This is a genomic window from Tardiphaga sp. (assembly GCF_028290495.1).
In the GTDB taxonomy this organism is placed as follows: domain Bacteria; phylum Pseudomonadota; class Alphaproteobacteria; order Rhizobiales; family Xanthobacteraceae; genus Tardiphaga.
This window is the reverse complement of record NZ_JAQGJT010000158.1, coordinates 1-23,777: the sequence shown is the minus strand read 5'-3', so window position 1 is coordinate 23,777 and position 23,777 is coordinate 1. Positions and strand designations below refer to the sequence as shown.

The 23,777-nt window shown below is 63.4% G+C and carries 25 protein-coding genes; 16 read left to right on the top strand and 9 right to left on the bottom strand.

What is annotated here, in order from left to right; translation table 11 throughout:
- Window positions 1-204: 204 nt before the first annotated feature.
- On the top strand, window positions 205-588 hold the full coding sequence (locus JWQ24_RS23935) for a response regulator (RefSeq protein WP_299813476.1): 384 nt from the start codon (window positions 205-207) through the stop codon (window positions 586-588).
- A 6-nt stretch (window positions 589-594) separates the two neighbouring features.
- Here JWQ24_RS23935 and JWQ24_RS23930 read toward each other — a convergent pair whose 3' ends face one another.
- The gene (locus JWQ24_RS23930) at window positions 595-1,494 is read right to left on the bottom strand and encodes a DMT family transporter (protein WP_299813473.1); all 900 of its coding nucleotides are present in this window, start codon (window positions 1,492-1,494) and stop codon (window positions 595-597) included.
- Between the two features lie 115 nt (window positions 1,495-1,609).
- Window positions 1,610-2,518: an AraC family transcriptional regulator gene (locus JWQ24_RS23925; protein WP_299813470.1), complete on the bottom strand. Its 909-nt coding sequence runs from the start codon at window positions 2,516-2,518 to the stop codon at window positions 1,610-1,612.
- Between the two features lie 196 nt (window positions 2,519-2,714).
- On the opposite strand from JWQ24_RS23925, the gene JWQ24_RS23920 reads away from it, so the two are divergent.
- Window positions 2,715-3,194 (top strand): SDR family NAD(P)-dependent oxidoreductase, encoded by a 480-nt coding sequence (locus tag JWQ24_RS23920; RefSeq protein ID WP_299813467.1) that lies wholly within the window; start codon window positions 2,715-2,717, stop codon window positions 3,192-3,194.
- 51 nt (window positions 3,195-3,245) lie between these two features.
- On the opposite strand, the gene JWQ24_RS23915 is transcribed toward JWQ24_RS23920, so the two are convergent.
- A complete protein-coding gene (locus JWQ24_RS23915; protein ID WP_299813464.1) occupies window positions 3,246-4,124 on the bottom strand; it encodes an SDR family oxidoreductase in 879 nt (292 codons plus the stop codon).
- 89 nt (window positions 4,125-4,213) lie between these two features.
- On the opposite strand from JWQ24_RS23915, the gene JWQ24_RS23910 reads away from it, so the two are divergent.
- From JWQ24_RS23910 to JWQ24_RS23880, 7 genes are all read left to right on the top strand, one after another.
- Window positions 4,214-5,059 (top strand): helix-turn-helix transcriptional regulator, encoded by an 846-nt coding sequence (locus tag JWQ24_RS23910; RefSeq protein ID WP_299813461.1) that lies wholly within the window; start codon window positions 4,214-4,216, stop codon window positions 5,057-5,059.
- A gap of 687 nt (window positions 5,060-5,746) precedes the next feature.
- A complete protein-coding gene (locus JWQ24_RS23905; protein ID WP_299813458.1) occupies window positions 5,747-9,502 on the top strand; it encodes a vitamin B12-dependent ribonucleotide reductase in 3,756 nt (1,251 codons plus the stop codon).
- A 488-nt stretch (window positions 9,503-9,990) separates the two neighbouring features.
- Window positions 9,991-10,515: a hypothetical protein gene (locus JWQ24_RS23900; RefSeq protein ID WP_299813455.1), complete on the top strand. Its 525-nt coding sequence runs from the start codon at window positions 9,991-9,993 to the stop codon at window positions 10,513-10,515.
- Between the two features lie 106 nt (window positions 10,516-10,621).
- Window positions 10,622-11,104, top strand: a complete 483-nt coding sequence (locus JWQ24_RS23895; protein WP_299813452.1) for a hypothetical protein — start codon at window positions 10,622-10,624, stop codon at window positions 11,102-11,104.
- Window positions 11,101-11,814 carry a hypothetical protein gene (locus JWQ24_RS23890; protein ID WP_299813449.1) on the top strand — a complete coding sequence of 238 codons (714 nt, stop codon included), beginning with the start codon at window positions 11,101-11,103 and terminating at the stop codon, window positions 11,812-11,814. Before JWQ24_RS23895 ends, JWQ24_RS23890 begins: the two co-directional genes overlap by 4 nt.
- Before the next feature lie 273 nt (window positions 11,815-12,087).
- A complete protein-coding gene (locus JWQ24_RS23885; protein WP_299813446.1) occupies window positions 12,088-12,918 on the top strand; it encodes a transglycosylase SLT domain-containing protein in 831 nt (276 codons plus the stop codon).
- A gap of 234 nt (window positions 12,919-13,152) precedes the next feature.
- Window positions 13,153-13,329: a hypothetical protein gene (locus JWQ24_RS23880; protein ID WP_299813443.1), complete on the top strand. Its 177-nt coding sequence runs from the start codon at window positions 13,153-13,155 to the stop codon at window positions 13,327-13,329.
- Between the two features lie 168 nt (window positions 13,330-13,497).
- Here JWQ24_RS23880 and JWQ24_RS23875 read toward each other — a convergent pair whose 3' ends face one another.
- Both JWQ24_RS23875 and JWQ24_RS23870 read right to left on the bottom strand, forming a co-directional pair.
- A complete protein-coding gene (locus tag JWQ24_RS23875; protein ID WP_299813440.1) occupies window positions 13,498-13,860 on the bottom strand; it encodes a hypothetical protein in 363 nt (120 codons plus the stop codon).
- 112 nt (window positions 13,861-13,972) lie between these two features.
- The gene (locus JWQ24_RS23870) at window positions 13,973-14,275 is read right to left on the bottom strand and encodes a hypothetical protein (RefSeq protein WP_299813437.1); all 303 of its coding nucleotides are present in this window, start codon (window positions 14,273-14,275) and stop codon (window positions 13,973-13,975) included.
- 843 nt (window positions 14,276-15,118) lie between these two features.
- Here JWQ24_RS23870 and JWQ24_RS23865 point away from each other — a divergent pair.
- Window positions 15,119-16,087, top strand: a complete 969-nt coding sequence (locus tag JWQ24_RS23865; RefSeq protein WP_299813434.1) for a tripartite tricarboxylate transporter substrate binding protein — start codon at window positions 15,119-15,121, stop codon at window positions 16,085-16,087.
- Between the two features lie 71 nt (window positions 16,088-16,158).
- Here the strand turns inward: JWQ24_RS23865 and JWQ24_RS23860 are convergent, their stop codons facing one another.
- Window positions 16,159-17,142, bottom strand: coding sequence for a putative zinc-binding metallopeptidase (locus JWQ24_RS23860; RefSeq protein ID WP_299813431.1), 984 nt, complete (start codon window positions 17,140-17,142; stop codon window positions 16,159-16,161).
- A gap of 161 nt (window positions 17,143-17,303) precedes the next feature.
- Here JWQ24_RS23860 and JWQ24_RS23855 point away from each other — a divergent pair, with 161 nt between their 5' ends.
- On the top strand, window positions 17,304-17,708 hold the full coding sequence (locus tag JWQ24_RS23855) for a DUF1801 domain-containing protein (RefSeq protein ID WP_299813428.1): 405 nt from the start codon (window positions 17,304-17,306) through the stop codon (window positions 17,706-17,708).
- A 5-nt stretch (window positions 17,709-17,713) separates the two neighbouring features.
- On the opposite strand, the gene JWQ24_RS23850 is transcribed toward JWQ24_RS23855, so the two are convergent.
- On the bottom strand, window positions 17,714-18,139 hold the full coding sequence (locus tag JWQ24_RS23850; RefSeq protein WP_299813425.1) for a group III truncated hemoglobin: 426 nt from the start codon (window positions 18,137-18,139) through the stop codon (window positions 17,714-17,716).
- A 215-nt stretch (window positions 18,140-18,354) separates the two neighbouring features.
- On the opposite strand from JWQ24_RS23850, the gene serA reads away from it, so the two are divergent.
- The 3 genes from serA (at window position 18,355) to JWQ24_RS23835 (ending at window position 20,839) form a co-directional block, all read left to right on the top strand.
- Window positions 18,355-19,602, top strand: a complete 1,248-nt coding sequence (gene serA / locus JWQ24_RS23845; RefSeq protein WP_299813422.1) for a phosphoglycerate dehydrogenase — start codon at window positions 18,355-18,357, stop codon at window positions 19,600-19,602.
- Between the two features lie 4 nt (window positions 19,603-19,606).
- Window positions 19,607-20,053 carry an MEKHLA domain-containing protein gene (locus JWQ24_RS23840; protein ID WP_299813419.1) on the top strand — a complete coding sequence of 149 codons (447 nt, stop codon included), beginning with the start codon at window positions 19,607-19,609 and terminating at the stop codon, window positions 20,051-20,053.
- A gap of 117 nt (window positions 20,054-20,170) precedes the next feature.
- A complete protein-coding gene (locus JWQ24_RS23835) occupies window positions 20,171-20,839 on the top strand; it encodes a peptidoglycan recognition family protein (RefSeq protein WP_299813417.1) in 669 nt (222 codons plus the stop codon).
- 146 nt (window positions 20,840-20,985) lie between these two features.
- Here the strand turns inward: JWQ24_RS23835 and JWQ24_RS23830 are convergent, their stop codons facing one another.
- Together JWQ24_RS23830 and JWQ24_RS23825 are read right to left on the bottom strand one after the other, a co-directional pair.
- Window positions 20,986-21,816, bottom strand: coding sequence for an aspartate dehydrogenase (locus JWQ24_RS23830; protein WP_299717362.1), 831 nt, complete (start codon window positions 21,814-21,816; stop codon window positions 20,986-20,988).
- Between the two features lie 28 nt (window positions 21,817-21,844).
- Window positions 21,845-22,111 carry a hypothetical protein gene (locus JWQ24_RS23825; protein ID WP_299813415.1) on the bottom strand — a complete coding sequence of 89 codons (267 nt, stop codon included), beginning with the start codon at window positions 22,109-22,111 and terminating at the stop codon, window positions 21,845-21,847.
- Between the two features lie 211 nt (window positions 22,112-22,322).
- Between JWQ24_RS23825 and JWQ24_RS23820 the strand changes: the two genes are divergently transcribed.
- Window positions 22,323-22,676 carry a PRC-barrel domain-containing protein gene (locus JWQ24_RS23820; RefSeq protein WP_299813413.1) on the top strand — a complete coding sequence of 118 codons (354 nt, stop codon included), beginning with the start codon at window positions 22,323-22,325 and terminating at the stop codon, window positions 22,674-22,676.
- A gap of 110 nt (window positions 22,677-22,786) precedes the next feature.
- On the top strand, window positions 22,787-23,777 hold a 991-nt coding region (locus JWQ24_RS23815), incomplete at its 3' end, for a family 1 glycosylhydrolase (protein ID WP_299813411.1).

Here is a 23,777-nt window from a genome sequence, read left to right as displayed (position 1 = left end):
TTATGACGGCCTGCGGCATCCCTGCCCGTAACCGCGTCTAACATCTTCGTGACGAGGGCGGCGCGTTCGCAACGTGCCGCCCTTTGTTCGGGCGTATCGGCGACCGCTGCATGAACCACACGCAATTGTACGACACCTGCCCGATTGTTGCGGAGGCGTCGCTCCGCTACATTGCAGCCACGTCATATGATGAGGAGCTTCATCCTGCCGCGCATTCTCGTTGTCGATGACGATCCCCTGGTCGGCCAGACCGTCGAAGCCAATCTCGAACGCGCGGGCTTCGAGGTCACCGTGGCCGATGGCGGCGAAGCCGGCATGCGCGCACTGGAAACCGCGAGCTTCGACGTCATGCTGGTCGATATCTTCATGCCGCATATGCGCGGCTTCGAATCGGTGCGGATCTTTCACGAACGCGCGCCGGCTACCCCCCTGATCGCGATGTCGGGCTATGCCTTTGCGAGCCTCGATGCATCGGCGCCGGATTTCCTGAAAAAGACCCTGGAACTCGGCGCCACGCGTTGCCTGCGCAAGCCGTTCACATCGGCAGCGCTGCTGACGGCGGTCAACGAATGCCTGGCAGGTCACTAGCAGTGCCTAGGATCGCGTCGCCAGCACCACGCCCCCAAGCGTAAGGGCGAGCGCCACGATCTGGCCGGGGCCGAGCGGCTCGTGCAGCGCCACCGCGGAGGCCACCACGCCGATCACAGGCACCGCCATGGTGCCGATCGCCGCGACCGAGGCCGGCAGCATCTTCAACGCTGCAAACCAGCACACATAGGCGATGCAGAAAGGCACTAGCACGATGTACGCCAGCATCGCCCAGCCGGTCCATGACAGCGCGGCGAAATGCGGCGTCTCGAACACCAGCCCGAGCAGCGCCACCGGCGCGCAGCCGATCCCGATCTGCCACGCCGACGAGGTCACCAGCGGCAGTGCCAGCTTGAATCGCTTCGCCAGCACCGTGCCAAGCGCAAAGCCGAACGCGCCGAGCATCGCAAATGCGATGCCCGGCAGCTTGTCCGCGCTGGCACGGATGCCGTCACCCCCCATCAGCGCGGCCACTCCCGCAAACGCCATCAGCATCGCCAGAATGCGCGGCAGCGACATTCGCTCCCCCAAAATCCACCACGCCAGCACCGCCGCCCAGACCGGCATCGTGTAGGCGATCACCGCGGCCTCCCCGCCCGGCAGCCACAGCAACGCCAGGCCCATCAACGCCATCCAGCCGGTGACATTGAGCAGCGCCAGCACCAACAACGGCACCCACTGGTCGCGCGCCACGCGCAGGCTCTCGCCACGCCACAGCGCCAGAACGGCCAGCAACCCGCCGCCAATCATGCCGGTAAAGCCGCGTGCCGACAGTGGCGGCAATTCACTGATCAGGAATTTCATGACCGGCCAGTTCAGGCCCCAGCCGACCGACGTGATGGTGAGGAACAAGAGACCGAACGGCGCAATCCGGGCGCGCGACACGAGAGGATCGAAAGCTGACATAGGCTGACCGGCTAAGGGATGAGAAACGATCCACAACGCCTACAACGGCGCGCGGCCAATGACCTATACCCGCCAGCGCACGGACCCCATGCATATGGATGTAAAGCACCGGGCGTTACTCTGCCGCCATCTGCAACCGCGCGGCGCTGGCGTCGCGCATAGGCGACAGGCCATACAGCCGGCTGTATTCGCGGCTGAACTGCGACGGACTCTGATAGCCGACGCTGTAGCCGGCCGTGCCGACATCCATGCGCTCGACGAGCATAAGCCGGCGCGCTTCATGCAGCCGCAACTGTTTCTGAAACTGCATCGGCGTCAGCGCGGTGACCGCCTTGAAGTGGTGATGCAGCGAAGACACGCTCATGCCGACCTGCTCGGCCAGTTCTTCGATGCGTAGCGGTCGCGAGAAATGTTCGCGCAGCCAGTCGATGGCGCGGGCGATCCGGTTGCTCGGCGTATCCGCCGTCGCGATTTGCAGCAACCGCGGCCCAAGCGGACCGGTCAGCAGCCGATACAGAATTTCCTGTTCCAGCAGCGGCGCCAGCGCGGCGATATCCTGTGGCCGGTCGAGCAACCGCAGCAGCCGCAACGTGGCGTCGAGCAGTTCGGGCGGCGCGACGTGGACGGCGACGCCGCGCATGCCGTCCGGCGTGACCGCCTGCGGCACAAAATCAATGCGCGCCATCACCTCCTTCAGCCGGGCCGGATCGATCGCCATGCCAAGCCCGAGGAAAGGCTGTTCGACGCTGGCTTCGATGACGCGCGAGGCGACCGGAAGATCCAGCGAGACCACCAGATAATCTCCAACGCCGTAGCGATAGACATCAGCGCCAAGTTCGAGGGTCTTGGCACCCTGCAATACCAATGCAAAGCATGGCCATTGTGCGACGTGGTGATAGGTCGTCGGCGCCGATTGCCGGCTGAAGAACAGGCCGCCGATCGCGGAATCGCAGGGACCGTCGGTGGCCGCGAAACGGGCGACGATGGCGGTCAGTTCGCTGTGGGGATCTGGAAAAATCGTCAACGCAAACCTTCATGTATAGGGGCTGTGGCGCATCTGCATGCTATCCGATCCTGCAAAGCGACGCAGCGGCATAAACGCCGTTTTGCAGGATCGAGCACGAATCTCGCAGGATCACGATAACGCTCCCGATGCGTCCTGCCCGATAACTTCGCTTCGGGGAGCAAGCTCCCGCAATCATCGACGGTGGAGCCCTCCCATGATGCCTTCATCCCTTAGCTGCGGCAGCAAGGTCGTGCTGATCACCGACGCCGGCATCGAGATCGGTGAAGCCACGGCCCGCCACCTCGCCTCGCTCGGCCACAAGTTAATGCTCGGCAGTTCGCGCGTCGACAGGATCGCAGCGCTGGCGCGGGACATTACGCGTACCGGCGGCACCGCGAGCTATCAGGAACTGGACGCGACCAGCCGCGGCAGCGTCAGGGCGTTCCTGCTGCTTGCCGAAGCCTGCTTTGGTCGGCCCGACGTGCTGGTGAATACCGCCGGCACGGGCAACGGGATTGTCGCGGCGCTACCTATCGTCGAGGCTCAGGGCGGTCAAATCATCCACGTGCCGACCGACCACCCGCTTCAGGCCCGCGCGGTGGCCCGGTCGATCGGCGTCGCCATCAGCAAGGCTGCCGATGCCGACATCAACGTCTGGATCGATCGCACGGCAACGCCGGGCTTGCGTACGTGAGCGACGCTCGCGACGTCACCGCCTCAGCCCGAAACGCTTCGTGCCGCACCATCACACAGCGTAATAGCCGGGCTGGTCGATATCGCTGAGCAGATCCGGGCCGGTCGGCCGCCAGCCGAGCAACGCCCGGGTATGCGCGCTTGAGGCCGCAATGTCGGCGCCAGCGAAATCGGCGAACCCGCCAAAATGCGCGCGGTCCCGCGATTCCACGGGCAGGCCGAGCCGGCGTCCAATGACGGCGGCAATATCCTTGAACGCCACGCCTTCGTCGGCGATCGCGTGGTAGGCGAGTTCAGTGGCGCCCTGCTCCAGCACCAGCCGGTAGAGCCGTGCGGCGTCGAGCCGGTGCACGCCGGGCCAGCGGTTGAGGCCGTCGCCGATATAGGCAGACACCCCCTTCTCGCGCGCTATCGCGATCAGCCTCGGGACGAAGCCGTGGTCGCCAAGGCCGTGCACCGAAGGCGCCAGCCGGATCGAGGCAGCCCGCACGCCGCGCGCCGCCAGCGCCCGCGCAGCCATTTCGGACTTGCGCGGATAGGACGGATCGAACGACGGCACGTCCGCCTCGATGGCGACCCGACCGGGCGCGAGCAGCGCCACGCCCGAGGTGACGAGCAGCAGTTTGTCGGATCCCTGCAGCGCGCTGCCCAACGTCTCGATCGCGCGTTGGTCCTGTCGAGCGTTCTCGGCAAATTTCGAGAAGTCGTGATTGAAGGCGGTATGGATCACCGCGTCCGCGGTTGTTGCGGCGTTGCGCAGCAGGTCGAGATCGTCGAGCGTGCCGCGCAGCACCGCCGCGCCCGCAGCGGCCAGCGCCGCCGCCTTGCCGTCGGAGCGCGATAGGCCCGTCACGCGATGGCCGGCACCGATCAGTTCATCAACGACAGCCGAGCCGACCCAGCCGGTCGCCCCCGTTACGAATACATGCATGCGGTCTTCTCCCGTTTCGAAGGGACCGTTGTAGCGCGTCATTTATCCAGTTAAAGTAGTGACATTATCCCGGTATAATTACTGACAGGATGAGCCCCTTGCCAGAGATCAATTCGCTGGGCGCCTATTTGAAGAACCGCCGCACCAAGCTCGATCCGACCTCTTTCGGCGTCGGCGGCGGCCGACGGCGAACGCTGGGATTGCGCCGCGAGGAAGTGGCACAGCGCGCCAATATCAGCACGACCTGGTACACGTGGCTCGAACAGGGCCGCGGCGGTCGCGCCTCGGCCGACGTGCTCGACCGCATCGCGCGTGCGCTGACGCTGACGGATATCGAGCGCGAGCATCTGTTCCTGCTGGGGCTCGGTCGTCCGCCGGCGGTGCACTACCGCGGCAGCGATGCGATTACGCCGCGGCTGCAGCGCCTGCTCGACGTGCTCTCGTACAGCCCGGCGATCGTGCGGACGCCGACCTGGGACGTCGTCGCCTGGAATCGCGCCGCCGCGGCGGTGTTCACCGACTACGGCACGCTGCCGCCCGACCAGCGCAACATCTTGCGGATGATCTTCTGCGACCCAAACAGCCGAACGAAACAATCCGACTGGCAATCCGTGGCCCGCTTTGTCGTGTCGTCGTTCCGGATCGATGCCGCCCGGGCCGGCGCCGATGCCGAGGTGACCCGGCTGGTTGAGGAACTGAGCGAAGCCAGTCCCGACTTCGCAATGATGTGGCGCGACAACAACGTGCAGACCCACGGCGACGGGGTGAAGCAATTGCGCCATCCCCTGCTCGGCCCGATCACCCTGGAATACTCTGCCTTTGCGGTGGACGGCCGGCCGGACCTCAGCCTGATCGTTTATAACCCGGCAACGGCAGCCGACCGGAGCCTGATCGAATCGCTGGTTGAGGGGCAACCGGCCCCCATCAGCGCCTGAATCGGCGGCCCCTCGGCCGTCGTGGCGGGGGCAGCAAGGGCCGAAATCGCAGCCTTACCGCGAGAGAACCCGATAGTTCCCTTTTGCTCGCCGCCGCCCCGCCTGAGTCTCCCAAAAGCAATGGCCCCATGACAAAATAAAGTTGCCCTGTGAACAGCGGGTGCAGCTCCGGCAACCCGAATAATTTGAAATATTCCGGCTTCCGATTCCGTGAGGACTCACTGATACTTGACCCCAATCAGGACGTGGCTCCCCCCTTGGTTATCCACCCTTTCCACCATATTTAGTAATTGATTTAGGAACCCGTACTAGTTCTTGACGGGTGCAGGGAGTCGGCCTAGTTTTCAAAACGTTCGGTGCGGGTAGTTGTTTGTCCCGCCGGGCCATCCCCAAAAGGGTTCCAGACTGACGCTCCACCCGCCCTTTACCGGCTGCGGGGATGGGCAGTTCTGTCCCGAAAAGGGCGACCTTTTGGGGCCGCCCAGGAACCAGAATGAGCCGAAACACGGCTCGCAGTAAGGCGTTGATGCATAGGCCCCAGGACGGGTTGACCGGTACCCGGTCAGGCCATGCGGACAGAGATACAGGCCGGTCAACCGGCTGAGCTGCGGGCCTGCGAGGGTCCGCGAAACTGAAATCGCCGGCGCCACCCCATCGGGGTGCCGGCAACCGAGACGGGGCACGACCATGCAGATCAATCGCCGCTACACCACGGATGGACAGTCCCCCTACGCCGGGATCGATTTCCGTCACACCACGTCCGAAATTCGCAATCCCGACGGCTCCGTGGTGTTCAAGCTGGAGAACGTCGAGGTCCCCGAGTCCTGGTCTCAGGTCGCCTCCGACGTGCTCGCGCAGAAGTATTTCCGCAAGGCCGGCGTCGCCGCGAAGTTGAAGAAGGTCGAGGAAGAGACCGTGCCGTCGTGGCTGTGGCGCTCGGTGCCCGACACCGAGGCTTTGGCCGCCCTGCCCGAGAAAGAGCGCTTCGTCAGCGAACTATCGTCCAAGCAGGTGTTCGACCGCCTCGCCGGTTGCTGGACCTATTGGGGCTGGAAGGGCAGCTACTTCACCTCCGAGGCCGACGCGCACGCCTTCCACGACGAGCTGCGCTACATGCTGGCCAAGCAGATGGTCGCGCCGAATTCGCCGCAGTGGTTCAACACCGGCCTGCACTGGGCCTACGGCGTCGATGGTCCCGGCCAGGGCCACTACTACGTCGACTGGAAGACCGGCAAGCTGACCAAGTCGAAGTCGTCCTACGAGCACCCGCAGCCGCACGCCTGCTTCATCCAGGGCGTCGAAGACGATCTGGTCAATGAAGGCGGCATCATGGACCTGTGGGTCCGCGAAGCCCGTCTGTTCAAGTACGGCTCGGGCACCGGCTCGAACTTCTCGCGCCTGCGCGGCGAAGGCGAAAAGCTGTCGGGCGGCGGACGCTCCTCCGGCCTGATGTCGTTCCTCAAGATCGGCGACCGCGCGGCGGGCGCGATCAAATCGGGCGGCACCACGCGGCGCGCGGCCAAGATGGTCGTCGTCGATGCCGACCATCCAGACATCGAGGCCTACATCGACTGGAAGGTGAAGGAAGAGCAGAAGGTTGCGGCGCTGGTCACCGGCTCGAAGACCAACCAGAAGCACCTCAAGGCGATCCTCAAGGCCTGCGTCAATTGCGAAGGCTCGGGCGACGACTGCTTCGATCCCGAGAAGAACCCGGCCCTGCGCCGCGAGATCAAGCTGGCGCGCCGCGCGCTGGTCAATGACAACGTCATCAAGCGCGTCATCCAGTACGCCAAGCAGGGCTACAAGGAGATCGACTTCCCGGTCTACGACACCGACTGGGATTCAGAGGCCTACCTCACCGTCGCCGGCCAGAACTCCAACAACTCCGTGTCGTTGAAGGACGATTTCCTGCGCGCCGTCGAAACCAACGGCACCTGGGACCTGATCGCCCGCAAGGACGGCAAGGTGATGAAGACGCTGCAGGCCCGCGACCTCTGGGAGAAGATCGGCTACGCCGCCTGGGCGTCGGCCGACCCCGGCCTGCACTTCAACACCACCATGAACGACTGGCACACCTGCAAGTCCTCCGGCGATATCCGCGCATCCAATCCGTGCTCGGAATACATGTTCCTCGACGACACCGCCTGCAACCTGGCTTCGGCCAACCTGCTGACGTTCCACAATGTCGAGACCAACCGCTTCGACATCGATGCCTATGAGCATCTGTGCCGGCTGTGGACGATGGTGCTCGAAATCTCCGTGATGATGGCCCAGTTCCCGTCGAAGCCGATCGCGGAGCTGTCGTTCGAATTCCGCACACTCGGCCTGGGCTACGCCAACATCGGCGGCCTGCTGATGAGCATGGGCCTGTCCTACGACAGCAAGGAAGGCCGCGCTCTGTGCGGCGCGCTGACTGCCGTGATGACCGGCATCTCCTACGCCACCTCGGCGGAGATGGCGAAAGAGCTCGGCCCGTTCCCCGGCTACAAGAAGAACGCCGCCCACATGCTGCGCGTGATCCGCAACCATCGCCGCGCGGCGCATGGCGAGTCCCGCGGCTATGAAGGCCTCGCGGTCTCCCCCGTGCCGCTCGACCACGCCTCCTGCCCGCAGGCCGACATCGTCACCCACGCCAAGGCGGCCTGGGATCTCGCGCTCGAACTCGGCGAAGAACACGGCTATCGCAACGCCCAGACCACCGTCGTGGCGCCGACCGGCACCATCGGCCTGGTGATGGATTGCGACACCACGGGCATCGAACCCGACTTCGCGCTGGTGAAATTCAAGAAGCTCGCCGGTGGCGGCTACTGGAAGATCATCAACCGCGCCGTCCCAGCCGCACTCCGCGTGCTCGGCTATCGCGAGAGCGACATCGCCGAGATCGAGGCCTATGCGGTCGGACACGGCTCGCTCAGCAACTCGCCGGGCATCAACGTCGCCACGCTGAAGGCCAAGGGCTTTACCGATGAAGCGCTGAAGAAGGTCGAGGCCGCCCTGCCGACCGCCTTCGACATCAAGTTCGCCTTCAACAAGTGGACGTTTGGCGAGGATTTCCTGCGCACCACGCTGAAGATTCCTGCGGAAGCCATCGCCGCCCCCGGCTTCGACCTGCTGGCCGCCGTCGGCTTCTCCAAGCGCGAGATCGAAGCCGCCAACGTGCACATCTGCGGCGCCATGACCGTGGAAGGCGCCCCGCACCTGAAGGCCGAGCACTACAACGTGTTCGACTGCGCCAATCCCTGCGGCAAGATCGGCAAGCGCTACCTCTCGGTGGAAAGCCACATCCGCATGATGGCGGCGTCGCAGCCGTTCATCTCGGGCGCCATCTCCAAGACCATCAACATGCCGAACGACGCCACTGTCGAGGATTGCAAGGACGCCTACCTGCTGTCCTGGAAGCTGGCGCTGAAGGCCAATGCTCTCTATCGCGACGGCTCAAAACTGTCGCAGCCGCTGAACTCGCAGCTCATCTCGGATGACGACGAGGACGAGGAGGGCATCGACGCCTTCATGGACAAGCCGATGGCCGCGCGCACCGCGCATGTCGCGGAGAAGGTCGTGGAGCGTCTGGTCGAGCGCATCGTGGTGATGCGCGAGCGCGAGAAGATGCCAGACCGCCGCAAGGGCTACACCCAGAAGGCGGTCGTCGGCGGCCACAAGGTCTATGTCCGCACCGGCGAATATGACGACGGCCGGATCGGCGAGATCTTCATCGACATGCACAAGGAAGGCGCCGCGCTGCGCTCCTTCATCAACAACTTCGCCATCGCGGTGTCGCTCGGCCTGCAATACGGCGTGCCGCTGGAGGAATATGTCGACGCCTTCACCTTCACCCGCTTCGAGCCCGCGGGCCCGGTGCAGGGCAACGACTCGATCAAGTACGCGACGTCGATCCTCGACTACGTGTTCCGCGAACTCGCGGTCAGCTACATGGGCCGCTTCGACCTCGCCCATGTCGATCCGACCGAGAGCCAGTTCGACGCGCTCGGCAAGGGCGTCGAGGAAGGCAAGGATCCCGGTAACGCCAACAAGTACGTCTCCAAGGGCCTGACCCGCTCGCGCACCGACAATCTCGTCGTCATGCGCGCGCCCTCCGAAGCCACGCCCTCGACCGAAGGCGGCGCCCGCAGCCAGGCCAGCAACGTCACCACGCTGTCCGCCGGCCACACCACGACCGCGCAGGCAACCTCCGGCACCGCCACGGCATTGAAAACCGCCGAGCCGGACCGCGCGCTGTCGCCGACCGAGAAACTGGAGCAGCAGAACTGGAGCAAGCCCGGCACGGCCGCCGCTTCGCAGCCGAGCAAGGCCGAGCGTCGCGAAGAAGCGAAAGCCAAAGGCTACGAAGGCGAAATGTGCGGCGAATGCGGCCACTTCTCGCTGGTGCGCAACGGCACCTGCATGAAGTGCGATACGTGTGGCAGCACGACGGGGTGTTCGTGATCTGACACCAGCGCGTCATGGCCGGGCTTGACTCGGCCATCCACGAAGAAAAGGGGCGGCCGAGAGGCCGCCCCTTTTTTGCGCCACCAAGTAGACTGCATGCGAATCATAGATTTTTTGTGGTGTAGCCATATGATCTTTCAGATCACCTCGCGCCGCCGCGCCGCCACTACTCCTCTCGGCAGATCGACGAATGAAGTGAGCCAAAATAGAAAATCGCCATACTTATGATTTAAGTAATTGATATCATGCACTTTATTATCAAGGACGACCACCACTACATTGCCCTGGCATTCGTCGGCCTACCGAGAGGAGCGGTGGAGGCGCGGCGGCGCGCCGAAAACATCATAACAAAAATAGTCATATGTAATGTATGTGATTTTTTATTCATGTATCACAATGGGTTACAAATGTAACTTCATAATTCATGTTGACTTTGATGTCAGAAGGGTCCACCTTGGTTTACAACTGGTCCTTGGAGACTCTCGATGAGCGAATTCGACGAACTGGACGCAATGAAAAAAATTGCAGCGGCTCTAGAACCATTGGACGACGCGGCAAGAGCACGAGCCCTTCAGTGGGCATCAGCTCGATTCCGCAACACTAAGAGTGTCGTTTCGTTCGACCAGCCGCCTTCGCGCGGCCTTGAGATCGCAAGCGGACCCTCGGTCTCTAATGAATACGCAAGTTTTGCCGAGTTGTTCGATGCGGCCAATCCGATCACGGAACGAGACAAGGCTTTGGTCGCAGCGTTCTGGACGCAAGTCTGCGAAAATGTATCGGCCTTTCCAGCTCAATCCCTCAACACATTGTTGAAGGACTTGGGACATGGCATCGCCAACATCACTGAGGCTCTGACTACGCTTAGGAACGAAAAGCCAGCGCTCGTTCTGCAATTGAAGAAAGCGGGCACCACCCAACAGGCGCGCAAGACTTACAAGCTGACTCAAGAAGGTGCAAAGCGCGTAGCTGCGATGACGAAAGCATCTTTCTCGACAAAGGAGCTCGCATAAATGCCGGCACTTCCATTGCGCATGACGGTCGCCACAACAATAAGTTAAGAAAATTCGAAATGGTTAGCTAACGCGTCGGATCAATCAATGAGCAGGAGCCGGATCTATGTCAGCGAAGTTACGCATCAAAACCAAAGGCATCGAGATTGAATGGGAAGGTGAGGTCGAATTCCTCAAATCCGAAGTGCCGCATCTGATTGCCTCCATTATCGAGGCAATCGGCAGCGGCTCAATCGATGAAGAAGAAGAGACTGGGGATAATAGGTCTGGTCAAAATAACACCAACGCATCTAACACATTTACAACTGCCTCGGCCGCAGCAAAGCTCCAGGCGCGAAGTGCTTCCGACTTGCTCAAAGCAGTACTTTTAAAACTGCAGATGAGTGATGGCGTCGAACCAGCCTCGCGTGCGCGGATACTTGACGAGATGAAATTGGCTCCGCGGATTTATAGGCCATCCATGGGGAAGAACCTAACGAGGATAATCGACGGGTTACTCGATCTGGGGGAAATAAACGAGCCATCGAGTGGCAATTATGTGTTGTCCCATCCTACTCACGAGCAACTCGTGCGGAGTCTTAGCGCGTGAGCCAACTCCGTGAAAGTTTAGCGCGGCGGGACGTCTCCAAGACCGACAAGTACCTACTGATTGTCGCGATGCACGACGGTCCAATGAAGTCTAACGATATAAGGGCTGTCGCGCGTCAGAATGGTTGGAGAGATGGTTCTAACTCGATCCCCGGCGACTATCTCAAGCAGAGCACGCGCGCGATCTACGTCCCAACCGGCTGGACCATTACTACGAAATGTCGGAAGGAACTCGAAGATCGCGCGCTACTAAATCCTGTCGGCGTCTTGACTCCTGTTACGCAAGCGCTGGAAAAATATCTGACCGATGTTCACGATCCAGATAGAGCTCGCTTTGTTGAAGAAGCGATCCAATGCGTAAAAAACACAGCATACCGTGCAGCTATTGTGCTGACGTGGGTCGGCGCGGCCTATTTGCTCTACAAGCACGTCCTCAACAACAAACTGGATGAGTTTAACGCGGAAGCACGCCGGCGTAATACTAAGTGGAAGGATGCAGCAAATGAGGACCATCTCGCCGCAATCTCGGAAAGCGAATTCCTGAACATCCTTGAGCACATTCGCGTTCTTACCAATGCAGAACACAAGGAACTCAAGAACTGCCTAGACAGGCGAAATACAGCCGGCCACCCAAATTCGGCTTCCTTTGAGGAGGTAACCGTGGGCGCCCACATCCATGAACTCATATCGAAGGTATACACCAAGTACTAAGCGCATACATAGATTGAGCGTACCGATACCCATCCCGCAGCTTGTGATGGGTTTCGCTGATAGATCAACCGATCCTACGCGCTTCCCTGCCCGCCCACCTCTGCTGTAGCCTGCTCGCAGCAAGCGTAGCCCGGATGAGCGCAGCGACATCCGGGATTGGACATTTGCTAAGACAGCGCCCCAGATTTCGCTGCGCTCATACGGGCTACGTCGGCTGACCGCAAGCGACCCTGACCGGTTGCAGCCCGCCCGTGCCCGGCCTAACCATCGCGGATGTCTCCATCTCGCGCCACGCCTCCCATCCGCAAACGGCGCATCCGGCCAGGCGGGAACCGTCTCGTTCGGCTCTCCCGCTGGCTGCGCGCGCGACGGCTGCGACGGTCATGGGCGGCTCTGCCGACTGCGCTCCGCATCGCTGTCCTCGCCACCGCGCTCCTGATCGCCGTCCCCCTCGCCAACCTCGCCTGGCAAATCATCCGCAAGCCGACCGAGCTGTTGTTCTTCGCCGATCGCTCGCTCGACAAGCCGCCCGCCGACACCTGGCGGCACTACGGCGCGCGCTTCCGCGCCTTTTCGACCGACGCGATCACGCCCGAGCTGCTGGCGGCGCTGGCGCAGACCGAGAGCACCGGCAATCCAGTCGCGCGCACCTACTGGCGCTGGCGGTGGAGCTGGAATCCGGCCGCCTGGTACAGACCCGCCTCGAGCGCCGTCGGCATGTTTCAGATGACCGATCCGGCCTTTGCAGAAGCCTCGCGCTATTGCATCCGCGGGCACGCCGTCGTGGCCGATTGCTGGTTCAAGGGCCTCTATGCCCGCCCGCTGCCCAGCCACGCCATCGAGCTGGCGTCGATCTATCTCGACCGCCAGGTGGCCGGCGTGCTGCTCGCAGCACCGGGTGCGACACCGAACCCGCAGCAGAAACAGGATCTCGCCGCCGTCATCCACCTGTGCGGCGCCAGACCCGCCGGGGCCTTCATGCGCCGCGGCTTCCAGTCGATGGCCGGCGAGCGCTGCGGCGATCACCTCGTGGCGACCTATCTCGGCAAGGTCAACGCCATGAAGCAGCAATTTTCCCGCTTGGCCGCAAACGATCAGAACTAGCAGGCCTCAGGCCGGATGAGCAGGCGCAATACGCTTCGCACTTGCGCCCTACGCCGCGTTGACATGGTCGCTGTGCGGCGCCACGAAAGCGATCACGGCGTCGGCGGCATCCGCGACGAACTCCGCGTTTTCGCGAATGGATCGGCATGAATGCCAGACTATCCGCGGCCGGCCCGGGTTCGCAAGATGCCCGGACGCTTCCCACCTTCGATCTTCCGCTGTTAGGATCGCACCATGAAACTCAGCAACAAATCCGACGCCGTCTGGACGTCCCCGCAGGACGAGGAGCTCCGACGTCAACTGCTGGCCGGTCGGAGCGTCAACGAGATCGCGATCCGCACCAAGCGATCGCCGCTCGCGGTGCGGACGCGGATCAAGAAGCTCGGCATCGGAGAGCCCAAGGCGGGCTAGTAAGCAAGAACGGAAATGTTTGGTTTGCCTCAACCACCTACGCCGTCATTGCGAGGAGCGAAGCGACGCGGCAATCCAGAAAGCCACAAGCGAAGACTGGATTGCTTCGTCGCAAGGGCTCCTCGCAATAACGGCTGCGGGTGAATTGAACTCACTGAAGCAAAAAAATCACCGCCCGCAATTCCAGGCCGGGCCGATCGGGGTCTGCGTCCAGCACGGGCCCATGCTGCCGCCATTGTACTGGCCGCGGTAGAAGCCGGGCCGTCCCGCATAGCGCAGATTGCCGTCCCAGCCGTAAAAGCGTGGCGTCGGGTAGATGTACCACGGGCGTCGCGGGCGGCGCGCGTTGCGCAGCACCGAGGCGTCCTGTTTGAACCACGGCGCGGCGTTGTTCAGCGGCTGGTGATAGCCCGGCAGGAAGCCGTAGCCCTTCCAGACTTTGGCGGTCCGTTTCTGTGCCGGCGCCGCCTGCGCGAGCGCGCACGACAGCGACAGGACAGCGGCGATCGAGAGACAGATGAAGCGCGACATCCGGCGACCTTAGCCAGCCGGCCACCGCGAGGCCAGTCAATTCCGGGCGAGCCATAGCGCGGCTCGCTGCCGCCCTTGCGTGCGCGGCCTTCTCGCAGTCAGGCCGCATCGATCAGCATCCGCGGCAGATCGAACCGATCATCTTGTCGAGTTTCGCGTCCTCTTGATCGGCCGCGGCGTTGGTGCCCAGCAATCCTTCTTTTTGAGGGCCGTTGCCAATGCCGGCTGTCGAAAGCGCCGTGCCCGCCGAGTTGGTGCCGGGCGCGGCGGGGCTGGTGCCGGCGGCACCACCGGTCACGGGCATGCCGTAGAAGGCAGAGCCCTGATGCGAGCCCATGCCGCCGCCCCGGGCGAACGCGGCGGAGCTGGAAAGGCTGAAGCAGAGAACGAGGCACAGGACGGAGCGTTTTTTCATGGCTTGTCTCCCTCGGCACAACACAGGATCTTGCCCCGGTGACTCTACATACGCAGCCTGTTGCAAACATCGAGACGGGATCACGGAAACTTGGGTTACCGAATTTTTCCGGCACACCGTTGAACACTTTTTCCGCCAACACTTGAAGGATGCTTGGATGGGGCGACGTCCAGTCACGGAGGTCAGCCATGTCTAGTTTCTCAAGATGGACAGTTCCGCTTTCGCTGGGTCTCCTGCTTTGTGTATCAGGCCCGTACGCCTCGGCGCAGGTCCTCTCGCCTGGTATCAATTCTCCGCCAATTCCGCCGTCGGCGACAGTGCAAATTCAGCCCGCTGCCGTTCCCCGGTACGGCGTCGCAAATCCGCCCAATCTGACCGCAGCGCCGCAGAACTCGTTCAGCGACCGCGTCACGCAATGCATGCAGGTTGGCTCATCCGCCGGACTCGGATCAGCCACCAACGGAATGTACTCGGCGGAATGCGCGAGCCAATAGGCGGAGCGCGCAATAGCGAGGCAGCAGCCAGAATGCTCCTTTGAGCGCGCAACGCGGTCACCCCCGGGCGACGCGCTGCGCGCCGGAATCGCGAATGGCGGACCTGATAACGCCGGACTGCGTGTAATTCCGCGCCACGGCAGCCGGACCGCGCGCGCGATTCCCCGCCTCGCCCCTTTCGTCTACTTCCCCATCCGCCGAGATCTGCGCTAGCCTGCATTCGGGAATCTGCCTCCATCCCGCGCGGATGGAGCAGCACGGCAGGCGATAAAATAACGAGTGCGCATCTGGAGGCTGGCGCTGCGGGATCCCCGCCGCCTCGAAATCGCACCGCCGAGGAAACGACAATATGAAGTGCTTATTCCGCGCGCTGGGCGCGTTCGCCATCATCGCGGCCAGTGCCGGCGGCGCGCAGGCGCAAGGCTGGCCGAACCGGCCGATCCGCATGGTCGTACCCTATACGCCGGGCGGCTACACCGACCTGATGGCGCGCCTCGTCTCGCAAAAAATGTCGGAGGCGCTGGGGCAACCGTTCGTGATCGAGAACAAGCCGGGCGCCAATGCCGTGATCGGCACCGACGCCGTCGCCAAGGCCGCGCCCGACGGCTACACCTTCGGCACCGTGATCGCCGCGCATTCGGTCAACCCGACGCTCAATCCGAAGCTGCCCTACGACACGATGAAAGATTTCACCTACGTCTCGCTGACGTCGGTCGCCCCCCTGATCTTGATCGCGCATCCCTCGTTGCCGGCCAACAACATGAAGGAGCTGATCGCGCTGGCCAAGTCGAAGCCCGGCCAGCTCAACTTCGCCTCGTCGGGCATCGGTTCAGCGGCGCATCTGACGATGGAAATGCTGAAGAGCCGCGAGGGCATCAATCTGCAGCACATTCCCTACAAGGGCACGTCCGGCGCGCTGCAGGATACGGTCGGCGGCCAGATCAACGTGATGTTCGACGTGATCGGCCCGCTGATGTCGCAGGTCACGCCCGGCAACGCCAAGGCGATCGTCGTCACCGCCAAGGCGCGCGTGCCGGCGGCCGCCAACGTGCCGACCATGGCGGAGGAAGGCGTGCCGGATTTCGTCTCCGGCACATGGTCCGGCATCATCGCGCCGGCGGGCACGCCGAAGGAGATCGTCGATCGCATTGCGCTTGAGGCGAAGAAGGCGCTGACCGACCCCGAGCTGAAGAAGAAGCTCGACGACCAGGGCATCGTGCCCGTCGGCAGCACGCCGGACGAATACCGTGCCTTCGTCACGGAAGAGATCGCGCGCTGGAAGAAGGTGATCACCGACGCCAACATCAAGGTGGAGTAGCAACACATCGTCATTCCCAGGGCACGCCGGACCGCGCAGCGGATCGGCGTGCCCCGGAACGACAACTCGAATTACCCCTCGTTTCGCGCCTTCAATATCGCCAGATGCACGAAGTGCAGCTTGCCCCTTACTGCCGGCGTCAGGTGAAACGGATAGGCGTCGCTCAGACCCATCGAGCGGTTGAGTTCGTTCATGCTGTAGGCGACCACTTCCCACAGCGACAACAGCGCTTCGAAGTCGCGCTCCAGATAGGGGTCTTCCAGCGTATGGCGCGCGCGCTCGTCGATCGACAGCGGCAGCGATGACGCGGTGTCCAGCGTCGAGACGATGTGCAGGAAATGCGCGAAGGTCTCAGCCCAGTCTTCCCACGGATGCGAGGTGGCGTATTCGCTGATGAAGGCGTCCGTGTTCCATGAGCGGTCGGACCGGTTATGGTAGTCGGCCAACGCGCCTGCGTAGGCTGCGGACTCATCGCCGAAGATCAGCCGGAACGGGCTGCTCAGCTGCGCCTGGTCGATCAGCGCCTCCCAGTAAAAATGTCCGACCTCGTGACGGAAATGCCCGAGCAGCGTGCGGTACGGTTCGCGAAACGCCGCGCGGCGCGCCTCCCGCACGGCGTCGTCGGCCTCCGACAGGTTGATCGTGATCAGCCCCGCCAGATGCCCGGTCATGATGGTGTGTCCGGCGGTCTCGTGCGACAGGATATCGAACGCGATATGTGCGCCGGACGGGACGGCCAGCGGCAGTTTCAGCCGCATCAGGTCGTAGCCCAAGCGCCTCTTGGCCTGCTCGACTTTTCGCCACAGCGCCAGATTGCGATCCGATCCCAGATTGGGGATCGTCCGCGTCAGGCGGCAGGACCGGCAATAGGGATGGCTGTCATCGGTCGTCCAGTTACAGCTGATCAGGTCGCGATTGGCACACGGCGTCTTGCTCGCGGCGGGGACAATCTGAAGCCGTCCAGCGTCGAAACTGACCGCCGTCCCACATTGCGTACAGAGGCTCTGCTCGAACACAATTCTGGCGCGGCAGTTGGGGCAATTCAGTTGCTTCATGCCGGCACTCTAGGCCGAAACGGCCAGGACGTAATCCACGTCAAAGACGCTGGCTCCTTCGCATTCCATGCCCAGGGCCCCTTGGATCTTCAGCATACGTGGCTCTGGCGCGAATGGTAGCTGATTGCTACTTTCAAGACACTCCGCGAGGGCCACAAACCATGAAGAATGACGCAACCACCAGCAGCGTCTCCCCTTCCCGACTGATCGACGCAAGGATCAAGGAACTCGACGACTGGCGCGGCAAGACGCTCGCGCATGTCCGCGCCCTCATCAAGCAGGCCGTTCCCGAGGTGGTCGAGCAATGGAAGTGGCGCGGCGTGCCGGTGTGGGAGCACGACGGCATCATCTGCACCGGCGAAACCTACAAGAGCGCCGTCAAGCTGACCTTCGCCAACGGCGCTTCGCTTGCGGATCCGTCCAGACTGTTCAACGCGAGCCTGGAAGGCAACACCCGCCGCGCAATCGATCTGCATGAGGACGATGAACTGGACGAGGAAGCGTTCAAGACGTTGATACAAGCCGCGGCGGAGTTGAACGGCAGGAAGGCGCGCAAGAAAGCCTAGCAGATCTACACGCTGTGGCGCGGCCGTGCGATCTCGCCGCGCACAGTAGCGACGCCCATCTCGAAGCTGTCGGCGATGCGCCTGGCGCGCTGGATGATCCCCGCGGCGACATCGGCGCTGAAGATCTCCCGTGCGGTGGGCTCAAACAGCGCCAGCCAGCGGTCAAAATGCGCGGATGTCAGCGGCAGCATCAGATGCGGCCGCATCGGACGGCCGTCATAGCGACCGGTCCGCAGCAGCATCGACGACCAGAAATCGGAAATCTGGCTGAGGTGATGCTCCCAGTCCGCCACCGCGTGATCGAAAATCGGCCCGATCAGCGCGTCCTCGCGGGCACGGGCGTAGAAGGTCCGCACCATCAGCGCGATCGATTCCTCGGTGATCTCGGGATGCACGGTGGCGGGGATGGCGGCTGAGGGGGTCTCGGTCATACCGGTGATGTAGGCTGTACGCCCCTGTCCCACAACCGGGCAGATGCGCGTGGCCGGGATACCTGCCTTGAAACCCGCGCCGGCCATCGCTTCGCCACATGGCTGGACGCTGTACTGCACCCTTGCCAATTCGCCGCCGCCGTGAAAGCACGTGCGCTCCAAACGCCGCGTCTTCGCGGCGGCCTCTGCCAGGATCTTTGTCAGGATAGTTTGCCATGATCACCCGCCTCTCGCTGCCCAAAGACAAGATCCGCATCCTGCTGCTGGAAGGCATCAACGACAGCGCGGTCACGATGTTCGCCGACAACGGCTATACCTCCGTGGAACGCCTGCCCAAGGCGCTGTCGCGTGCCGCCCTGATGGAGGCCGTCAAGGGCGTGCATCTGCTCGGCATCCGCTCGCGCAGCAACGTCACGGACGAAATCCTCGAGGCCGCCGACCGGCTGCTCGCGGTGGGCTGCTTCTCGGTCGGCACCAACCAGATCGATCTCGACGCCGCGCGCCGCCGCGGCATCCCGGTGTTCAACGCGCCGTTCGCCAATACCCGCAGCGTCGCTGAACTGACCATCGGCGAGATCGTGATGCTGCTGCGCCGGATCGTGCCGCGTTCGGTCGCGGCGCATGCCGGCGGCTGGGACAAGTCGGCCGATGGCAGCCGCGAGTTGCGCGGCAAGACGCTGGGCATCGTCGGCTACGGCAATATCGGCTCGCAGCTCTCCAACCTCGCCGAATCGATGGGCATGCGCACGGTGTTCTTCGACCTCACCGACCGGCTGCGCCACGGCAACACCGAGCCGACCGCCAGCCTCGACGAGTTGCTGGCGATAAGCGACGTCGTCTCGCTGCACGTGCCGGAAACACCGCAGACCGCCGGCATGATCGGCGCCCGCGAGATCGCGCTGATGAAGGACGACGCCTGCCTGATCAACAACAGCCGCGGCAATGTGGTCGACCTCGACGCGCTGGCCGCGGCGATGCGCGCCGGCAAGCTCGCGGGCGCTGCGATCGATGTCTTCCCCGTGGAGCCCGCCTCCAACAACGACAAGCTCGTGACGCCGCTGCAGGGCCTGCCCAACGTGATCCTGACGCCGCATATCGGGGGCTCCACCGAAGAGGCGCAGGACCGCATCGGCGCCGAGGTGACGCGAAAGCTGGTCGAGTATTCCGACGTCGGCTCGACGCTCGGCGCGGTCAACTTCCCCGGCGTTCAGCTGCCGCCGCGCCCCTCCGGCACACGCTTCATCCACATCCACGGCGACGTTCCCGGCGTGATGGGCAAGCTCAACGACATCGTCTCCAAGCATGGCGTCAACATCGCCGCGCAATACCTGCAGACCGGCGGCGGCATCGGCTATGTGGTGCTGGAGACCGACGGCCGCGGCGTCGATTCCGAAACGGTCCTTGAGGAGATGCGCAACGTGAAGGGCACGATCCGCGCGCGGCTGCTCTACGAAGCCGACTGATTGCATGACCGTCACGCGGCAAGGTGCCGACTTCTTTGCTTTGCTGACGACGAGCTATGCGCGCGCCGTCGGCAGGCCGCTGGTCGCCGAAGGTCAGGATGCGGCGTGGCTGTACAACGACGCGCCGTTCGCCGTGCTGTTGCACAACACCGCGACCGACCCGGTGTTCGTCTATGCCAACCGGACCGCGCAGGCCCGTTTCGAATATGGCTGGGACGAATTCGTCACCTTGCCGTCGCGGCTCTCCGCCGAGGCGCCGAACCGCGAGGAACGGCAGCGCCTGCTCGATGCCGTCACGCGCGACGGATTCATCTCCGACTACCGCGGAATGCGCATCGCCAAATCCGGGCGACGGTTCTGGATCGAGGGTGGCACGGTGTGGCAGCTGATCGACGATGCCGGCCGTCCCGGCGGTCAGGCGGCCTTGTTCACGTCGTGGACCGACGTCTGACCCGGCCGGCCCGGTCACCTTTTTGCACCGTGGCATAAAAGCTGCAACGCTCAGCTTATGACGGGGCATGCGCGATCAGCTAAGACGGGGGATACCTTTGCGGGCTACGCTTCGCGCATGAAGGGCCTGATTTCATGCATGGTGCTGGCGCTGCTCTGGCTTGCGGGCCCGGTGGCTGCGCAGACGGCCGCGCCTTCTCCGGACAGCTTCGAGACGCTAGCGCGGTCGCGCGGCACGCCGGACATTCCCGGCCTCAACATCGTCTGGCTGATCCCCTGGGGACCGCTGGAGAATGCCCGCGACTGGCGCAACATCGTCGTGCACCAGTCCGAGGGATCGGCCGGCTCCGCCTGGCGCAGCGCGGTTGCGCAAAGCCAGCGGCCGAGCCGCCGTGGCGTGACCATCTGGGTCGAGACTGACGGCACCGTGTACTGGGCGGCGGCGGAGTTCGCGGTGCCCAACCACCTGCGCGACGGCAACCGCAACGACAACAAGTTCATCGACAATTCATCGACGTTCCAGCAGGTCGATAATGACAGTTCGATCGGCGTGGAATTCGTCGGCAACTATCCCAATGTGCGCCGCCCGGTCACCGAGGCGCAGGTCGCCGCCTGGCGCATTCTGGTCCGCGTGCTGCAAATTCGCTACGACATTCCGAGCGAGCGCGTGTTCGCCCACAACTGGGTCGATTACAAGGATTCGCGCTATTGCGAGGGCTGCGACCTCGCCAAGCTGGCGCGCACCCAGGGCGTCGAGACCGCACAGCGGATCGACAGGGATCGGTGAAGTCTCGGTCGGAGGGTGGGGCAAAGGCGCACTTGCGCCGTGCCCACGCGTTTTCCAGCGCAATATAAAGCGCGTGGGCACGTCTCGCTGCGCTTCGCGCGGCCGAGACTTTGCCCACCCTACGGCCGAGAGTAAGTGGCCGCCGCTTACGTCCCGACGCGCAACGCGGCGTGCTGCTTGCGTAGATAGGCGATCACCGACATCGCGGTGATGCGGCCGGTCTTGGGATTTTCCGAGGGGATGTTCTCGATGGTCATCGAGAATCGCGCGGAATCCGAATCCACTTCGACGCGATGCACGTTGCGCGTCACCGTGGGATCGGCCCAGATCTCCACCCGGGTGCGGTCGGGCCCAAAGCCGGCCAGCGATAGCGCGACGGCCACATTGATGTTCGCCGGAAACCCTTTCGCCGCCTCGCGCGCGCTGCCCTCGAAAACCCGCAGCGGCTCGGTGATGCCCTGGATGTCGATGTTGTTCGCGACGATGTAGGGCGCGCCGGCGAGGCCGCCCGGCGGCTTGCGGGTCACCATGCGTACCGAATGGATCTCACCCTCCGCCGCGGCGGTCATGGCGTCCAGGCCGATCAGCGCCCCGGTCGGCACCACGATCTGGCCGCCATTGGCGCGCGCCAGTTCGATCAGATGTTCATTGTCCAGCAGTCCGCCGGCGCTGAGCACGATCGCCGTCTTGCCGCAACTGACGAACGGCGCCACGATCGACGGCAGCATCTTGCTCGGCGCGCATTCGATGACGATGTCCGCGATATCGGCAAGGCCGTCGATCGGGAGAATTGGCGGCGTGCTGTCGAGCGTGGCCAGGAATGGCTGGTGCTTGTCCGGGTTCTGCACGGACACGGCGACCAGCACCATTCCGGCAATGCCGCGATCCAGCGCCTCGACCACCTTGCGGCCGATCGGCCCGAGGCCGACGACGGCGACGCGCGCCGGGGTTCGTATCGTGTCCCCCAACGGGTTCATCGGCTGGCGTCCAGTTATCGGTTGCGCGTTATTTCTTGGCTTTTTTCGGTGCGGCTTTTTTCGCTACCGGTTTTTTCGCCGCAGCTTTTTTTGCGACGGCCTTTTTCTCCGGAGCCTTGTTCTCGATGGAGGCGACTGCCGGCGCCTCCTCGACGCCAGACACTTCCTCGGCCGCCTCGGCCTTCACTTTGGCGGCGGGCTTGGCTTTCGCTGCAGCAGGCTTCGGCTGATCGACCGGCCTGGCGGTCTCCTGCTTCAGGCGCCGCTGCTCGGCTTCGAATTTGGCTTCGCGCATCTGGCGCAGCGCATCGGCACGCGGTGTCGGGTTGGCCATGGCGATCTCTCTGGACACGAATCGTCGAAGTTTTCGTTTAACACCAAAGAACGCGGATTAATCCAGCAAAAACAACAATCCACAAGGGCGCGGCGCCTTGGCGCAGCAGGAACGTTTGCCGCCACCGACCGTTTCCAGGCAGGTCCGGTTTCGGCATTCAGGGAGAGCGACGATGGCGGAAGACGAAACGGTCAGCCTGATCGGCAGCGACAAGGTGCAGGGCACCGCGGTGTTCGACGCGGACGGCAACAGGATCGGCGCGATCGAACGCGTGATGATCGAGAAGACCAGCGGGCGGGTATCCTACGCCGTGCTCAGTTTCGGCGGCTTCCTGGGGATCGGCGACGATCACTATCCGCTGCCGTGGCCGTCGTTGAAATACAACACCGAGCTCGGCGGCTACCAGACCATGATTACCGAAGACCAGCTCAAGGGCGGGCCGAAATACGCCCGCACCGATGATTGGAATTGGGCCGACGCGACGCGCACCAAGGGTCTCGACGACTATTACGGGGCAGCTATTTAGTTTTGGGATGCGGGACGCCGCGCAGCGGCCCTGATTTTCACTTTTCGGTATGGTAGACGGACCCATCCAACCGGTCGAGCATCCCCTAGGCTCGCCCTTCAGGAGGTCCGGTGTCCCATCGCTTTACCCGACGTCAGTTTGCGACCGCCACCGGCGCCGTGGCACTTGGCGTTAGCGCCCTGCCCGCGGCATCCGCTGCAGCAAATCCTGTCGCCGCCCCAGTGCACCGCAATTTCCCGAGGGATTTCGCATGGGGCACCGCGACTTCGGCCTATCAGATCGAAGGCGCGGTGAACGAGGACGGTCGCGGTCCGTCGATCTGGGACGCCTATGCGCATACGCCCGGCAAGATCCGCGACGGCAGCAATGCCGACCACGCCGCCGACCATTATCGCCGCTACAAGGAAGACATCCAGTTGATGAAAGCGCTGGGCGTCAACGCCTATCGCTTCTCGATTGCCTGGCCTCGCATCTTCCCGCAAGGCACCGGTGCGGCGAATCCGAAGGGCCTGGATTTCTACAACCGGCTGATCGACGAGTTGCTGGCCAACGGCATCGAGCCCTATGCGACGCTGTATCACTGGGACTTGCCGCAGGCGCTGCAGGACCGCCTGGGCGGATGGCAATCGCGCGACACGGCGAAGGCCTTCGGGGACTACGCCGGCTACGTCGCGCAGCACCTCACCGACCGCGTCAGGAACATCTTCACGATCAACGAATCCGCGACCTTCATCGATTTCGGCTATGGCGCCGGCCCGGTCGAGATGGCGCCGGGGGTCAAGCTGCCGCAGGCCGGGCTCAACCAGGTCCGCCACCACGTCGCGTTGGGCCATGGCCTGGCGGTGCAGGCGATCCGCGCCAACGGCCGCGCCGGCACCCAGGTCGGTCCCGCGGAAAACATCGTCGCCTGCGTGCCCGCCATCGAGACGCCGGCCAACATCCGGGCGTCGGAGATCGCAACGCGCGAGATGAATGGCGGCTATCTCACGGTCATTCTCGAAGGCCGATACACCGACGGCTTCCTGGCTTATGCCGGCAAGGACGCCCCGGTGTTCACCGCCGAAGACCTCAAGATCATCTCGTCGCCGGTCGATTTCGTCG